We start from the raw sequence: 16,206 nt of genomic DNA, 5'->3' as shown, positions 1-16,206 counted from the left end.
TCGTTCTGGAGAATCACCCATGTTGAACAGACTCATCCTGTTGGCTGCCCTGCTGCTTCCTGTCGGCTTCGCCCAAGCTCACCAGTACAAGGTGGGCGAGCTTGAAATCGCCCATCCGTGGTCCCAGGAATTGCCGCCCAACGCGCCGACCGTGGCCGCGTATTTCGTGATTCACAACAAGGGCACCACCGCCGACAAACTGCTCAGCGTCGATTCGCCGATTGCCGGCAAGGCCGAGCTCCACGAACACGTGATGCAAAACGACCTGATGAAAATGCAACCGGTGCCCGTCGTGGATATCGCCCCCGGTGCCACGGTCACTTTCGCACCGATGGCGTATCACGTGATGCTGCTGGACCTGAACGATCGCAGCCTGCTCAGCGATGGCAAACGCTTTGCCATGACCCTGCATTTCGAAAAGGCGGGGGATGTCACGGTCGACGTCGCGGTGCAGAAAAAAGCCCCCGGCGGCGACAAAAACCAGAAGCACATGCACTAAGCGCGTCTGCCCGTGGCTCTTCCTCGCAACAGGTCCGCCGTGCCCCGCCGTCAGCCCATGAGCCTGACACGCGGCAGCTGGCTCAGCCTGTTCGCCATGCTGATGATCTTTATCGGTCCACTGATTTCTCAGTCGATGCCGATGGATCAGCGCATGTCTTCGTCCATGTCCATGTCCATGAGCATGGAAATGGACATGTCGGCAGGAGCCCACGCCGAGCATGCCGCACCAGCGACCGAACACTGCCAGCCTAAGAGCGAGCATCACGCACTGTGGGAAAAGTGCGGCTATTGCAGCCTGCTGTTCAACTGTCCCGCATTGCCGGGTGGCCACACCTTCGCTGTCTTCGACACACCGTCGGCCAGCACCTACACCAGCCCTTTCCCACGCCTGGGCCATGCCCGGCAACCGTTCTTCCCGGGTGCCCGCACCCGCGCACCGCCCCTCGACGCGTAAGCCCGACACTTACCTCATCCCGGTCGCACAAGACAGCCCCAGGCTGCCCGACCGTGTCGTCTACGTCTGTTCGATGGAATTATCATGTCCAGGTTTTCTGCTGGCACCGCTTTGGGCACTGCCCAGGTTCGCTGCCCCCCGAACGAGCCACGGGTTCGTTTACGTCATTCGGTCGCCGCACTGTGCGGCCTGCTGCTCACGCCCTACGTACTTGCCGATGAGCACGAGCATCACGAGGCTCAGCTCGAAGAACTGAGCCCGACAGTCATCACCGCCATCGCCCCCAGTTCGCCCCTGACCGTCGTCACCAACCCCAAGGATCCGCGCCAACCGGTACCGGCCAGTGATGGCGGCGACTACCTCAAGACCATTCCCGGCTTCGCCCTGGTGCGCAACGGTGGCACCAATGGCGACCCGGTGCTGCGCGGCATGTTCGGCTCGCGGCTGAACATCCTCACCAATGGCAGCATGCTGTTGGGCGCCTGCCCAGGCCGGATGGACGCGCCGACCTCCTACATCTCGCCGGAAACCTACGACAAGCTCACCGTGATCAAGGGCCCGCAAACCGTGCTCTGGGGCCCCGGCTCATCGGCGGGGACCATCCTGTTCGACCGCGAGCCGGAACAGTTCGGCGAGCTCGGCACGCGGGTCAACGCCAGCGTGCTGGCCGGCTCCAACGGCCGTTTCGACAAAGTGGTGGATGCCGCCGCCGGTGGACCGCTGGGTTATGTGCGGGTAATTGGCAACACCGCCCATTCGGACGACTACCGCGACGGCAACAACGACACCGTGCCGTCGCGCTATGACAAGTGGAACGGCGACGTCACCCTCGGCTGGACCCCGGATGCCGACACTCTGCTGGAGCTGACGGCCGGCAAGGGCGACGGCGAAGCACGCTACGCCGGGCGTGGCATGGACGGCTCGCAGTTCAAGCGCGAAAGCCTCGGGTTGCGTTTCGAGCGCTCGAACATCGGTGACGTGCTGGATAAGGTCGAGGCGCAGGTCTACTACAACTACGCCGACCATGTGATGGACAACTACACGCTGCGCACACCCTCCGGCACCGGGATGATGGCCGGGCCCATGGCCTCCAACGTCGACCGCCGCACCCTCGGCGCACGTATCAAGGCCACCTGGCACTGGGCCGATGTGCAATTGATCAGCGGCCTGGACGCCCAGACCAACGAGCATCGCCAACGCAGCAGCATGGGCGTGGACACCTATAAGGACCTGCCCTACACCAAGGACGCCGACTTCCACAATTACGGCGTGTTCAGCGAGCTGACCTGGTACGCCGCCGACCGCGACAGAGTCATCACCGGCGCCCGCCTCGACCGGGCCTCGGCCAAGGATTACCGCCAGAGCATCGGTTCCGGCATGTCGGCCCGGCCCAACCCCACCGCCGACGAGACCCGTGCCGACACCCTGCCCAGCGGCTTCGTGCGCTACGAACACGATCTGGACGACAGCCCCACCACCCTCTACGCAGGCGTGGGTCACGCGCAACGCTTCCCCGACTACTGGGAGCTGTTCTCGGCGAACGCCGGCCCCAGCGGTTCGTTGAATGCCTTCGACGCGATCAAGCCGGAGAAAACCACCCAGCTCGACTTCGGCCTGCAATACAAGACCGAAACCCTCGAAGCCTGGGCATCGGGTTACGTCGGGCAGGTACGCGACTACATTCTGTTCGACTACACCCCAGGGATGATGGGCACCACTTCCCGGGCCGAGAACATCGATGCGCGGATCATGGGCGGTGAGCTGGGCGCAGCCTACAAGCTGACCGAGCGCTGGAAAGCCGACGCCACCCTGGCCTACGCCTGGGGCAAGAACAGCAGCGACGGCAGCGCCCTGGCGCAAATGCCGCCGCTGGACGCACGCCTGGGCCTGACCTACAGCGAAGACCGCTGGAGCGCCGGGGCCTTGTGGCGGGTGGTGGCGGCGCAGCACCGGGTCGATGAGAACAAGGGCAACGTGGTCGGCAAGGACTACGGCAAAAGCTCAGGCTTCGGCGTGTTCTCATTGAACGGCGCCTACCGCATCAATAAACACTGGAAGGTCAGCAGCGGCGTCGACAACCTGTTCGGCAAAGCCTACGCCGAGCACTTGAACCTGGCCGGTAACGCCGGGTTCGGCTACCCGGCGAGCGATCCCCAGGCCATCAACGAACCGGGGCGCACGCTCTGGACCAAGGTGGATATGAGTTTCTAAAAACTTGCCCGAAGCAAACATAAAACCTGTGGGAGCGAGCCTGCTCGCGATGCGATCTATCAGACACATTGGTGCTGAATGTACCGCCGTTATCGCGAGCAGGCTCGCTCCCACAAAGGGTTCCATCGTTCAACCCAATTTGCCCTGCGGAGCGCTTTCTAATGAGCCAACCGAAACCCAATTTCTACAACCTGGCCTGGCGCTGGCATTTCTATGCCGGGCTGTTCGTGGCACCGTTCATGGTGATGCTGGCCCTGACCGGGATCATTTACCTGTTCAAGCCGCAACTCGACCCACTGATGTACGGCAGCCTGCTGAATGTGCCCGCCGGCCATCACACCCTGGCGGCGGACGACTTGCTCAAGCAGGTCCGCCAGGCCTATCCCGAAGGCCAGATCAAACAATATCTGCCGCCGATCAACGCCGAGCGCAGCGCGCAATTCGTGGTGATCGACAAGGGCCGGGAACTGAACGTGTTCATCGACCCGTACCACGGCGATGTCCTCGGCGAGCAGGATGCGAAGAACAACCTGCAAGCCATGGCCCGGGCCATCCACGGCGAGCTGCTGATCGGCACGGTCGGTGACCGCCTGGTGGAAATGGCCGCCGGTTGGGGCGTGGTGCTGGTGGTGTCGGGGCTGTACCTGTGGTGGCCGCGCGGGCAATCGTCGGCCGGGGTGCTGTGGCCACGCTGGAGCGCACGCGGTCGGCTGTTCTGGCGCGACTTGCATGTCGTCGTCGGCTTCTGGGGCGCGGCGTTGCTGTTGGTGATGCTGCTCAGCGGCATGACCTGGACCGGCTTCTGGGGCAAGCAATACGCCAACCTCTGGAACCGCTTTCCGGCGGTGATGTGGAACGACGTGCCCAAGTCCGACGTCGAGGCCGGCAGCCTCAACAACGCCCACCGCCAGACCGTGCCGTGGGCGGTGGAAAATACGCCGATGCCGATGTCCGGCGACCATGCCGAGCACATGGGCCACGGCGGCATGCACGAAGGCCCCGCCGCCCCGACCGTCAGCCTGCAAGCGGTGCAGAACATCGCCACCGAGCGCCAGGTCGAGCCCGGCTACAGCATCACCTTGCCGACCACCTCCACCGGCGTATTCACCATCGCCGTGTTCGCCGACGATCCGCGCAACGACGCCACCCTGCACGTGGACCAATACACCGGCAAGGTCCTGGCCGACGTGCGCTGGGCGCATTACAGCGTCGTCGCCCGCGCCACCGAAACCGGCGTGATGCTCCATGAAGGCAAGATGTTCGGCCCGCTGAACCAGATCATGGTGCTGCTGATTTGCCTGATGATCCTGCTCAGCGCCGTGAGTGGCGTGGTGATCTGGTGGAAGCGCCGGCCCCAGGGCAAGTTCGGCGTGCCGCCGCTGCGTCACGACCTGCCGACCTGGAAGACCGGGGTGTTTATCATGCTGGCCCTGGCGCTGGTGTTCCCGCTGGTGGGGGCTTCGCTGGTGGTGGTGTGGTTGCTGGACCGGCTCGTCAGCCGGCTCAATCGCCAGCCTGAGATCGCTTCATCTTCAAGCTGAAGACGGTGCATTAACGGAAGGCGGCGCGAAACCTCTACAATCGCGCCCGCTATCAAGCTGCAACCACAGTCCGAATGGTGGGAGCGAGCCTGCTCGCGATAGCGGTGGATCAGCCAACAGAGATGTGACTGACTTACCGCTATCGCGAGCAGGCTCGCTCCCACAAGAGGCTGTGTGTCGATCCAATAATTTGAGTAGATGCATGACCTCGCTAACCCTCTCCCACCTCGGCTGGACGCCCCTGGGCCACGGCCACTGCCATCACCAGTTCCAGCTGCGTGACGTGACGTTGCAGGTGGCGCCCGGGGAGTTCGTCGGCTTGATCGGACCCAATGGCAGCGGCAAGACCAGCCTGTTGCGCTGCGCCTACCGCTTCAACCGGCCGGAACACGGCGAGGTCAAACTCGAGCATCACAACGTTTGGAGACAGTCCTCGCGCTGGTGCGCCCAACGCATCGCCGTGGTGCTGCAAGAGTTCCCCGACGCCTTCGGCCTGACGGTGGAGGAGGTGGTCGCCATGGGTCGCACGCCCCACAAAGGCCTGTTCGACGGCGACAATCACGACGACCGCCGGCTGGTGCTCCAGGCATTGGAATCGGCCGGGCTTGCAGGTTTTGGCGAGCATGCATTCGCCACCCTCTCGGGCGGTGAAAAGCAACGGGTGATCCTCGCCCGCGCCCTGGCCCAGCAGCCGCAATTGTTGATCCTCGATGAACCGACCAATCACCTCGACCCCCACTATCAATTGCAATTGCTGCAACTGATCAAGGGCCTGGGCATCAGCACCCTCGCCAGCCTCCACGACCTGAATCTGGCCGCCGCCTTCTGCGACCGCCTGTACGTGATCGAACACGGACGCATCGTCGCCAGCGGCACGCCCAAGGATGTCCTCAGCGCCGAGCTGCTGCGTGAGGTGTTCGGCGTCGACGCCCTGGTGGATGAGCACCCGCTGTCCGGCTACCCACGAATCACCTGGATAACCCAACCATGACCTTGCGTTCCCTGCTGTCGCTCGCCCTGCTGCTGGGCAGTGCCCACGCCCTGGCCGAGGCCACCCGCTACCCGCTGACGATCCAGAGCTGCAACCGCCAGGTGGTGTTCAACGAAGCCCCCCGACATGCCGTCAGCCATGACATCAACATGACCCAGATGATGCTCGCCCTGGGCCTCAAGCCACGCATGGTCGGCTACAGCGGCATCAGTGGCTGGAAGTCGGTGACGCCCGAGATGGCGAAGATCCTCGATGGCCTGCCGGAACTGGCGGCCAAGTACCCGTCGGTGGAAACCCTACTCAGTGCCAACGTCGATTTCTTTTTCGCCGGGTGGGACTACGGCATGCGAGTGGGCGGCGACCTGACGCCGCAGACCCTGCAACCGCTGGGCATCAACGTCTACGAGCTGACCGAGTCCTGCGCGTTCGTGATGAAACGCCCGGCAGCCTCGCTGGAAGACACCTACAACGATCTGCGCAACCTCGGAAAAATCTTCGACGTCCAGGATCGCGCCAACGAACTGATCGCCACGATGCAGGCTCAGGTGGCCGAAGTGCGCAAACACCTGCCTACCGACCAGCCCCGGGTGTTCCTGTATGACAGCGGCGAAGACCGCGCCATGACCTCCGGCCGCCTGGGCATGCCCCAGGCCCTGATCGATGCCGCCGGTGGACGCAACATTCTCGATGACGTGGAAAGCAGTTGGACCCGGGTGAACTGGGAGAACGTGGTCGAGCGCAACCCGCAGGTCATTGTGATCGTCGACTACGGCGAAGTCAGCGCCGAGCAGAAGCAGCAGTTCCTGCTGAACAACCCGGCCCTGCAATCGGTGGAGGCGATCAAGCAGCGGCGCTTCATCGTCATTCCTTACGTGCAGGCCACGCCGGGAATCGATAACGTGCTGGCGGTGCAAACCCTGGCGCGGGGGTTTCACCGCCAATGAACGGTCGTCGTTATGGCGCCCTGTTGGTGCTCCTCGGCGCGCTGATGCTGGTGTCGTGCGTGGTATCCCTGGGCTTCGGTCCGGCGCGGGTGCCGGTGGCGGTGGTCTGGGACATCTTGCTGAACAAGGCTTTCGGCTTGGGCGAGGTGCATTGGACGCCGGGGCAGGAACATATTGTCTGGCTGATCCGCGTGCCGCGCCTGCTGCTCGGTACCCTGGTGGGCGCTGGGTTGGCATTGATCGGCGCGGTGCTGCAAGCGGTCACGCGCAATCCACTGGCCGATCCACACCTGCTGGGCGTGACGTCCGGTGCGACCTTGGGCGCGGTCATCGTGGTGCTGCATATCGGCGAAATCATCGGCCTGCTGACCCTGCCCCTCGCTGCGTTCATTGGCGCACTGCTGAGCATGCTGCTGGTGCTCGCCATCGCTGCCCGCCAGGGCCGCCTGGAGAGTGACCGGTTGTTGCTGTGCGGCGTGGCAGTGTCCTTCGTGATGATGGCGGCGGCCAATCTACTGCTGTTCCTGGGAGATCACCGCGCCAGCTCCGCAGTGATGTTCTGGATGCTCGGTGGCCTGGGCCTGGCACGCTGGGAGCTGCTGGCAGTGCCGGCGGCCAGTGTATCGCTGGGGCTGGTGTTACTGCTGGGCATGGCCCGGCCGCTGAACGCGTTGATGGCTGGTGAACAGACCGCCGTGACTTTGGGTTTGAACGCGGCGCGGGTACGGCTGTGGATCTTCTTGATCGCGTCGCTGATGACCGGGGTGCTGGTGTCCATCAGCGGCTCGATTGGTTTTGTCGGGCTGATGGTGCCGCACATTGCCCGGCGTTTGGTCGGTGCCGAACATCGCCGGTTGCTGCCGGCCTGCGTGCTGTTGGGCAGCCTGTTCCTGGTGTGGGTGGACGTGGCGGCGCGGACGTTGATCGCCCCGGAAGACTTGCCGATTGGAGTCGCTACCGCAGCCATTGGCGGGCTATTCTTCATCGGCCTGATGCGCCGTCGCTGAAAAGATGCTTCTTTTTGTACACGCCGAATAGCTCGGTCCCAAGGCCTCCATTACGAAAATGCTCAAGCTCCGCTCGAACCATATCAATGACCAATTCCTGGTCTTCAGCGTCTTCAAGATGAAAATTTCCACTGTAGGCAAGATTAACCATTCGCCAGAGGAAGCAGTTGGTGCGGTAAACATCTACCGGTTGTAGCCAACGCTCAAGGAGCGCGGTAATTTCCTCGCTTCGAATCCCCTCAAAACACCCAATCGAATGGTCCTTGTCTGGAATGACAGCATCGACAACCTGAGTGTCGGCATTTAATCGGTAGCGCGCTGGCAAGGAAGAGAATGCTGCGTCAGCAGCCATTATTGCGTCGGGCCACAAACGATTGCCATTACGTCCCACGGCCTCCCCCACACTCCAGAACTCCCCATCATTTTTCAAACTACGGGAGATAAAGAGCATTACCTTTTCCAGCTCCACCAAATGATGCAATGCCGAAACACAAATAATGACATCCCACTGTTCACCGGTAGGCACCAGGTTATTCGCATCCGCCACGATCAAATCGAGGCTGATCCCTGGCGGAAACTGCTTTGCCGCGATTTGGAGCAGGTCCTCATTGATATCCAGCAGTGACCATTCGACGCCTTCGGGAATAGCCGCTGACAAACCCGCCTCTATCCGCGCGGCGCCACTGCAGATTGACAAGACCTTTATTGCCCCGTGGTCCGTGACTTTTTGGCGTAGCCTCGCTTGAAAATCAGGCGGTGTTTGCAGGACGTTCGCCCTCAGGAGACGAGTCGCATAAGAGTAGGCAGCCTCTCCTTCAAACGGCTCCGAAATGACAATGTCAGCCTGCGCACCAAACCCTTGCGCCTGAGCCAGTCCGTTTAATTGGCGAACGGTGCGAGCAACGCCCATTGCAGTTTCACTCTGTCGCTCCTGAACGTTTGAGTAAAACGCGTTCCGGTAGACGCTACTGAAGTGTGCTATCTCGTTTTTCATGCGCATCTGATGATGGGTTTTCGCCAGAAGCGCCTTCATCTGTCCCTCCCTGGCGACACACAAGTCAGCTATCGCCAGCCAGTCGGCCGTAGGATCGTTCTGCGCACCAGGCCCGCACTTTATCAAGAGACGGCCACGCATCCCTGCCAACCAAGCCAAGTCCAAATCCACCGTCCTCCATTCCGACGGTGTATATCCTGCGCAAAAATGAAAAGTTCCAAGTTGAAATTCGGCTTGAGCTTTATCATCGAAAAAAGCAACTGAGCATGTGAGCCCATCCAAACTGATGCTGGGTAGAGCAGCCGAAAAACGAATGTGTAACGTTGAATCAGGAAACACCTTCAGCTCACTACTTCGAAGGTGCTCTCCAGCGATGAGAATCAGCGAATATCTTGCTTCTCTCAAGTGCGCCACATGCATCCATGTCGGATGCTCGGCCAGTTTAACGTCAGGCAACACGTCAAAAACCGCCGTCTCATCGAGAAGAAAAAAGCTTGCAACGCCAGCGTCATTCAAACGGATTTCCCCTCTTCAGAATGGCAGAAGAGTCAGCATAGTCGGGCGGTCGAAAATCTCACGTTGAATTAACCCTTATCCACGCCCCAATGCAGAGCGCCACATTGCACCAGCGCCGGTGATACGGTCACTGATGGTGCATTGTCGTTTTCCTCTCCCGCCGCCAACCCCGCATTTCAAAGCCTTCCCCCGACCGGGCACACCCCTTGCAAAAGCACCTTCAGCGTTTGCATCTGCCCTCGAAAAAAAACTCATAAGTCCACGGAGATCGCACAATGAAGCGTCGTAGCTTGATCAAGGCTTTTACACTCTCGGCAAGCATTGCCGCGATGGGCATGGCCTGGACCGTCCAGGCCGCCGAGACCATCAAGGTTGGCATCTTGCATTCGCTGTCCGGCACCATGGCGATCTCCGAGACGTCCCTCAAGGACATGGCGCTGATGACCATCGACGAGATCAACGCCAAGGGTGGTGTGAACGGTAAGAAGCTCGAAGCGGTGGTCGTGGACCCGGCGTCGAACTGGCCGCTGTTCGCGGAAAAGGGCCGTCAGTTACTGACCCAGGACAAGGTCGCGGTGGTGTTCGGCTGCTGGACGTCGGTGTCGCGCAAGTCGGTGTTGCCGGTGTTCGAAGAGCTCAACGGCCTGCTGTTCTACCCGGTGCAATACGAAGGCGAAGAGATGTCGCCAAACGTGTTCTACACCGGTGCCGCGCCGAACCAGCAGGCGATTCCAGCGGTGGAATACCTGATGAGCGAAGAAGGCGGCAGTGCCAAACGCTACTTCCTGCTGGGCACCGACTACGTCTACCCGCGCACCACCAACAAGATCCTGCGCTCGTTCCTGCACTCCAAAGGTGTGGCGGACAAAGACATCGAAGAGGTCTACACCCCGTTCGGCCACAGCGACTACCAGACCATCGTGGCCAACATCAAGAAGTTCTCGGCCGGCGGCAAGACTGCGGTCATTTCCACGGTCAACGGCGACTCCAACGTGCCCTTCTATAAAGAACTGGCGAACCAAGGCCTGAAGGCCACCGACGTACCGGTCGTGGCCTTCTCGGTGGGCGAAGAGGAACTGCGCGGCATCGATACCAAACCGCTGGTGGGCAACCTGGCGGCATGGAACTACTTCGAGTCCGTGGATAACCCGGCAAACAAGAAATTCGTCGACTCCTGGAAAGCCTACGCCAAGGCCAAGAACCTCCCAGGCGCCGATAAAGCGGTGACCAACGACCCGATGGAAGCCACTTATGTCGGCATCCACATGTGGGCACAAGCGGTGGAAAAAGCCAAGTCCACCGACGTCGACAAAGTCCGCGAAGCCCTGGCCGGCCAGACCTTCGCCGCACCGTCGGGCTACACCCTGACCATGGACAAGACCAACCACCACCTGCACAAGCCGGTGATGATCGGCGAGATCCAGGCCGACGGTCAGTTCAACGTGGTCTGGCAGACCGAAGGCCCGATCCGCGCCCAACCGTGGAGCCCCTTCATCGCCGGCAACGACAAGAAGCCTGACTATGCAGTGAAGAGCAACTGAGCCCATGGGTGTCGGTCCCGGATCCCGGAACCGACACACAACCCTTGTGGGAGCGAGCCTGCTCGCGATAGCGGTGGGTCAGCCAGAAAAGATGTGATTGACACACCGCTATCGCGAGCAGGCTCGCTCCCACAGAAAGAAGTTCGCGCAAGGCCTAGCATATGCCCACCGCCCTTTACCGCCTCATCCTCGCCCTGGTGCTGCTGTTGCCACTGGGGGCCCACGCCGGCGACGCCGAAGACTTCGTCGCCGCCAACCCGACCCAGCAGGCCAAGCTCCTGGAAACCTGGGCCGCGCAGCCCGAGCCGGAGCGTGTCGAACTGATCAATGCCTTGCAGCAAGGCCAGTTGACCGTCGATGGCCAGCCCAAGACCCTGCGCCTGAACAACCGCTTGCGCGGGCTGATCGAAACCGCCCTGGCCAGCCATCAACTGCTCGCTGTCGATGCTCGCGTACGCCTGGGCGCCGCGCAGCAATTGCAAAAAAGCGCCCGTCCGGCGCAACTGGCCTTTCTCGATCGGCAACTGGCCGGCGAGCAAGACGAAGACGTGCACGCCGCCCTGAGCCTGGCCCTGGCGAACCTGCAACTGGTGGACGCCAACCCGAGCGTGCGCCTGGCCGCCGTGCGGTTGCTGGGAGAAACCGGCGATCCGCTGGCCCGCACCCGCCTCGAAGGCTTGCTCGAACCCGGCGTCGAAACCGATGCCAGCGTACGCACCGCCGCGGAAACCAGCCTCAGCCAGGTCAAGCGCAAACTGCTGGTGGGCGAGTTGCTGGGCCAGGCCTTCAGCGGCATGTCCCTGGGTTCGATCCTGCTGCTCGCCGCCCTCGGCCTGGCAATCACCTTTGGCCTGCTGGGGGTGATCAACATGGCCCACGGCGAAATGCTCATGCTCGGCGCCTATTCCACGTATGTGGTGCAGATGCTGTTCCAGCGCTTCGCCCCGAACGCCATCGAGTTCTACCCGCTGATCGCCCTGCCGGTGGCGTTTTTCATCACCGCCGCCATCGGCATGGCCCTGGAGCGCACGGTAATTCGCCACCTCTACGGGCGCCCACTGGAAACCCTGCTCGCCACCTGGGGCATCAGCCTGATGCTGATCCAACTGGTGCGCCTGGTGTTCGGCGCGCAGAACGTCGAAGTCGCCAACCCGGCCTGGCTGTCGGGCGGGATCCAGGTGTTGCCCAACCTGGTGCTGCCATACAACCGCATCGTGATCATCGCCTTCGCCCTGTTCGTAGTGGCGCTGACCTGGCTGTTGCTGAACAAGACGCGCCTGGGCCTGAACGTCCGCGCCGTCACCCAGAACCGTAACATGGCTGCCTGCTGTGGCGTGCCCACCGGTCGCGTGGACATGCTCGCCTTCGGCCTCGGCTCGGGCATCGCCGGGCTCGGGGGCGTGGCCCTGAGCCAGATCGGCAACGTCGGCCCCGACCTGGGTCAGAGCTACATCATCGACTCGTTCCTGGTGGTGGTGCTCGGCGGCGTCGGCCAGTTGGCCGGTAGTGTGTTCGCCGCCTTCGGCCTGGGCATCGCCAACAAGATTCTCGAACCGCAGATCGGCGCCGTGCTCGGCAAGATCCTGATCCTCGCGCTGATCATTCTGTTCATCCAGAAGCGTCCGCAAGGCCTCTTCGCGCTCAAAGGACGGGTAATCGACTGATGAACCAGCCCCTGATGCTCACGGCCACGCAAAAGGCCGGCCCCAAAGTCACCCTCGCCGTCGGCTCGGTGATCCTGGCAGTGCTGCTGAGCCTGCCGTTGCTGTCGTTGCTGGCGGCGGACAATCCGTTGCACGTCTCGGCCTATACCCTGACCCTGGTGGGCAAGATTCTCTGCTACGCCATCGTCGCCCTCGCCCTGGACCTGGTCTGGGGCTACGCCGGCCTGCTCTCCCTCGGTCATGGCCTGTTCTTCGCCCTGGGCGGCTACGCCATGGGCATGTACCTGATGCGCCAGGCGGCCGGGGATGGCTTGCCGGCGTTCATGACCTTTTTGTCGTGGACCGAATTGCCCTGGTACTGGGCCGGCACCGACAGCTTCCTCTGGGCCATGTGCCTGGTGGTGCTGGCGCCGGGGTTGCTGGCGCTGGTGTTCGGTTTCTTCGCCTTCCGCTCGCGGATCAAGGGCGTGTATTTCTCGATCATGACCCAGGCCCTGACCTTCGCCGGAATGCTGCTGTTTTTTCGCAACGAAACCGGGTTTGGCGGCAACAACGGCTTCACCAACTTCCGCTCGATCCTGGGGTTTGGCATCACCGAACCGGGCACCCGGGCGGTGTTGTTCCTCGCCACGGTAGTGTTGCTGGTGGCGAGCCTGTTCATCGGCTGGCGCCTGGCCCGCAGTAAATTCGGTCGTGTGCTGACCGCCCTGCGCGACGCGGAAAACCGCCTGATGTTCTGCGGCTACGATCCCCGTGGCTTCAAGCTGTTCGTCTGGGTGTTGAGTGCGGTGTTGTGCGGCCTGGCAGGCGCGTTGTACGTGCCGCAGGTGGGCATCATCAACCCCAGCGAAATGTCGCCGACCAACTCCATCGAGGCGGCCGTGTGGGTCGCACTGGGCGGGCGCGGCACGCTGATCGGACCGCTGCTGGGCGCCGGCGTGGTCAATGGCATGAAGAGCTGGTTCACCGTGGCCTTTCCTGAGTACTGGCTGTTTTTCCTCGGTGCGCTGTTCATCGTCGTGACGCTGTACTTGCCCAAGGGCGTGATCGGCCTGCTGAAGAAAAGAGGTGAACAATGAGAATTACAGCGAGTGCCGAATTCATGCTCGAACCCGCTTTTTTTCCGCCCGAACCCAACCAGGATGCCGGCAGCAGCCGCGACGCCATCGGCCTCGGCCAGGCGGCGGGCGTTGGCCTGAACACCCGTCACGGCACCATCCTGACCCTGGAAGACATCAGCGTCAGCTTCGATGGCTTCAAGGCCTTGAACGATCTGAACCTGTACATCGGCGTCGGCGAATTGCGCTGCATCATCGGCCCCAACGGCGCCGGCAAGACCACGCTGATGGACGTGATCACCGGCAAGACCCGACCCAGCCATGGCAAGGCCTGGTTCGGCGAAACCCTGGACTTGACCAGCATGAGCGAGGTGCAGATCGCCCAGGCCGGTATCGGTCGCAAGTTTCAGAAGCCCACGGTGTTCGAAGCCTTGAGCGTGTTCGAAAACCTGGAGCTGGCGCTCAAGACCGACAAATCGGTGTGGGCCAGCCTGCGGGCCAAACTCACTGGCGAGCAACACACGCGCATCAGCGAAGTGCTGGAAACCATTCGCCTTACCACCTCGGTCAATCGCGCCGCCGGGCTGTTGTCCCACGGACAGAAGCAGTTCCTGGAGATCGGCATGCTGCTGGTGCAGGACCCGCAATTGTTGCTGCTCGACGAACCGGTGGCGGGCATGACCGACGCCGAAACCGAGTTCACCGCCGAGCTGTTCAAGTCCTTGGCGGGCAAGCATTCGCTGATGGTGGTGGAACACGACATGGGCTTCGTCGGCGCGATTGCCGACCACGTCACCGTGCTGCACCAGGGCAGTGTGCTGGCTGAAGGGTCGCTGGAACAGGTGCAGGACAATGAGCGGGTGATCGAGGTGTACCTCGGTCGCTAGCCCTGCAAACACATTCCCCCTGTGGGAGCGGGCCTGTGGGAGCAAAGCTTGCTCGCGATGAACGATAACGCGGTCCTTCCGATGGACCGAGGTGCCGCTGTCGCGAGCAAGCTTTGCTCCCACAGAAAGCCATTGTTCCCACAAGGGACTTGAGGAGAATCTGGAACATGCTGCAAGTCGACAAGCTGCACCAATACTACGGCGGTAGCCACATCCTGCGCGGCCTGTCGTTTGACGTGAAGGTCGGCGAAGTTACGTGCCTGCTGGGGCGCAACGGCGTGGGCAAGACCACCCTGCTCAAATGCCTGATGGGCCTGCTGCCGGCCAAGGAAGGCGCGGTGAATTGGGAAGGCAAGGCCATCACCGCATTCAAACCACACCAACGGGTGCACGCTGGCATCGCCTACGTGCCTCAAGGCCGGGAGATTTTCGGGCGGCTGACAGTGGAAGAAAACCTGCTGATGGGCCTGTCGCGCTTCCCCGGTTCCGAGGCCAAGGAAGTGCCGGCGTTCATCTACGAGCTGTTTCCGGTGCTGTTGCAGATGAAACAACGCCGTGGCGGTGACCTGTCCGGTGGCCAGCAACAGCAGCTCGCCATTGGCCGGGCCCTGGCGAGCCGTCCACGCCTGCTGATTCTCGACGAGCCCACCGAGGGCATCCAGCCCTCGGTGATCAAGGAGATCGGCGCGGTGATCAAGAAACTGGCGGCCCGGGGCGACATGGCGATTTTGCTGGTGGAGCAGTTCTACGACTTCGCCGCCGAACTGGCCGATCAGTACCTGGTGATGTCCCGGGGCGAGATCGTGCAGCAGGGGCGCGGAGAAAATATGGAAGCCGAGGGTGTGCGCGGGCTGGTTACGATCTAGTCTGTAGCGTCCTGACGATAATCAGAAATCATGAATCTACCTGTCTCATTACTGGCCCCTTCTGCGGTGTTCACCCCCAGTTGGCATGCCGAGCTGGATCTGGGTTACGCCCGCTTTGGCGATTGCACGCGCCCGGTCCAGCGGCGGCACAAAGGCCCGCTGCGGGTGCAGAAGCACCTGTACGCCGAAGGCCCCGAGGTGTGCCAGCACATCATCGTCCACCCGCCTGGCGGGATTGCCGGCGGTGACCGCCTGGACATCTCGGCCCACGTCGGCCCTGGCGCCTGGGCGCAACTGACCAGCCCCGGCGCGGCCAAGTGGTATCGCGCCGCCGGCCCGGCGTATCAACAACTGAGCCTCAGCATCGCCCCCGGCGCAACCCTGGAATGGCTGCCCCAGGAAACCATCGTCTTCAGCGCGGCCCAGGCCGAACTGAGCACGAGCATCGACCTGCAGGGCGATGGGCGGCTGTTCTACTGGGACATGGTTGCCCTCGGCCGACCGGCCAGCGGCGAGCGGTTCGACCTGGGGCATTTCCAGTCGCGGCTGGACATTCGCCGCGACGGCCAGTTGCTGTGGCATGAGCGCCAGCGCATTGTGGGCGGTGATGGGTTGTTGGACTCGCCCATCGGCCTGGGCGGTGATCCGGTGTTCGCCACGTTGTTGGTGACCGGCGAAATCGACAGCGAGCTGCTGGAGCAATGCAGATCCCTGGGCCATGACGTGCGTGGGGATTTGACGCAATTGCCCGGGCTGGTCGTGGCCCGCTGCCTGGCGAGCGAGGCGCTGCTGGCGCGGGGATGGTTGATTGAATTGTGGAGGCTTCTGCGCCCGGCAATGCTCGGTCGAGAGGCGGTACCTCCCAGAATCTGGAGCACCTGAATCCGCTGGTCCTGTGGGAGCGAGCCTGCTCGCGATAGCAATGGAACATTCACCATAAATGTTGACTGACACACCGCTATCGCGAGCAGGCTCGCTCCCACAGGGGCAGTATTCAAGGATCTGTAATTTTTACCTGCCTTTATTGGATT

Annotated in this window: 14 protein-coding genes; 13 read left to right on the top strand and 1 reads right to left on the bottom strand. The window is 62.2% G+C overall.

The genetic code is table 11. The features are described 5' to 3' along the window. Nucleotides 1–19 precede the first annotated feature (19 nt). From PSH86_RS03345 to PSH86_RS03315, 7 genes are all read left to right on the top strand, one after another. Nucleotides 20–499: a copper chaperone PCu(A)C gene (locus PSH86_RS03345; protein ID WP_305487829.1), complete on the top strand. Its 480-nt coding sequence runs from the start codon at nt 20–22 to the stop codon at nt 497–499. Between the two features lie 57 nt (nt 500–556). Continuing rightward, a complete protein-coding gene (locus PSH86_RS03340; protein ID WP_176688713.1) occupies nt 557–955 on the top strand; it encodes a DUF2946 domain-containing protein in 399 nt (132 codons plus the stop codon). An 84-nt stretch (nt 956–1,039) separates the two neighbouring features. Then, complete coding sequence (locus PSH86_RS03335; RefSeq protein WP_176688714.1) at nt 1,040–3,166, top strand: TonB-dependent copper receptor; 2,127 nt, start codon at nt 1,040–1,042, stop codon at nt 3,164–3,166. 161 nt (nt 3,167–3,327) lie between these two features. Then, nucleotides 3,328–4,707 carry a PepSY domain-containing protein gene (locus PSH86_RS03330; protein ID WP_109752218.1) on the top strand — a complete coding sequence of 460 codons (1,380 nt, stop codon included), beginning with the start codon at nt 3,328–3,330 and terminating at the stop codon, nt 4,705–4,707. A gap of 202 nt (nt 4,708–4,909) precedes the next feature. Then, entirely contained in the window at nt 4,910–5,698 is a 789-nt protein-coding gene (locus PSH86_RS03325) for an ABC transporter ATP-binding protein (RefSeq protein ID WP_305487821.1), read from the top strand. Next, nucleotides 5,695–6,642: an ABC transporter substrate-binding protein gene (locus tag PSH86_RS03320; RefSeq protein ID WP_116834068.1), complete on the top strand. Its 948-nt coding sequence runs from the start codon at nt 5,695–5,697 to the stop codon at nt 6,640–6,642. Before PSH86_RS03325 ends, PSH86_RS03320 begins: the two co-directional genes overlap by 4 nt. Further along, complete coding sequence (locus PSH86_RS03315; RefSeq protein WP_116834067.1) at nt 6,639–7,649, top strand: iron ABC transporter permease; 1,011 nt, start codon at nt 6,639–6,641, stop codon at nt 7,647–7,649. Before PSH86_RS03320 ends, PSH86_RS03315 begins: the two co-directional genes overlap by 4 nt. Here PSH86_RS03315 and PSH86_RS03310 read toward each other — a convergent pair. Next, nucleotides 7,624–9,159: a class I SAM-dependent methyltransferase gene (locus PSH86_RS03310; protein ID WP_163855506.1), complete on the bottom strand. Its 1,536-nt coding sequence runs from the start codon at nt 9,157–9,159 to the stop codon at nt 7,624–7,626. The two genes, PSH86_RS03315 and PSH86_RS03310, sit on opposite strands and share 26 nt — an antisense overlap. 275 nt (nt 9,160–9,434) lie before the next feature. On the opposite strand from PSH86_RS03310, the gene urtA reads away from it, so the two are divergent. From urtA to PSH86_RS03280, 6 genes are all read left to right on the top strand, one after another. Beyond that, on the top strand, nt 9,435–10,700 hold the full coding sequence (gene urtA / locus PSH86_RS03305) for an urea ABC transporter substrate-binding protein (protein WP_025211599.1): 1,266 nt from the start codon (nt 9,435–9,437) through the stop codon (nt 10,698–10,700). Between the two features lie 161 nt (nt 10,701–10,861). Continuing rightward, nucleotides 10,862–12,364 (top strand): urea ABC transporter permease subunit UrtB, encoded by a 1,503-nt coding sequence (urtB, locus tag PSH86_RS03300; RefSeq protein ID WP_109752213.1) that lies wholly within the window; start codon nt 10,862–10,864, stop codon nt 12,362–12,364. Then, on the top strand, nt 12,364–13,443 hold the full coding sequence (gene urtC, locus PSH86_RS03295) for an urea ABC transporter permease subunit UrtC (RefSeq protein ID WP_232201248.1): 1,080 nt from the start codon (nt 12,364–12,366) through the stop codon (nt 13,441–13,443). The genes urtB and urtC overlap by 1 nt, the downstream gene beginning before the upstream one ends. Next, on the top strand, nt 13,440–14,309 hold the full coding sequence (gene urtD, locus PSH86_RS03290; RefSeq protein ID WP_109752211.1) for an urea ABC transporter ATP-binding protein UrtD: 870 nt from the start codon (nt 13,440–13,442) through the stop codon (nt 14,307–14,309). Before urtC ends, urtD begins: the two co-directional genes overlap by 4 nt. A 167-nt stretch (nt 14,310–14,476) precedes the next feature. Continuing rightward, nucleotides 14,477–15,175: an urea ABC transporter ATP-binding subunit UrtE gene (gene urtE / locus PSH86_RS03285; RefSeq protein WP_109752210.1), complete on the top strand. Its 699-nt coding sequence runs from the start codon at nt 14,477–14,479 to the stop codon at nt 15,173–15,175. Between the two features lie 30 nt (nt 15,176–15,205). Continuing rightward, the gene (locus PSH86_RS03280; RefSeq protein ID WP_305487810.1) at nt 15,206–16,057 is read left to right on the top strand and encodes an urease accessory protein UreD; all 852 of its coding nucleotides are present in this window, start codon (nt 15,206–15,208) and stop codon (nt 16,055–16,057) included. Nucleotides 16,058–16,206: the final 149 nt, after the last annotated feature.

The sequence above is a fragment of the Pseudomonas sp. FP2300 genome, assembly GCF_030687595.1.
Taxonomy (GTDB): Bacteria; Pseudomonadota; Gammaproteobacteria; order Pseudomonadales; family Pseudomonadaceae; genus Aquipseudomonas; species Aquipseudomonas bijieensis.
The sequence above is the reverse complement of the archived record's forward strand: the minus strand, read 5'-3'. Positions and strand labels throughout refer to the sequence as shown.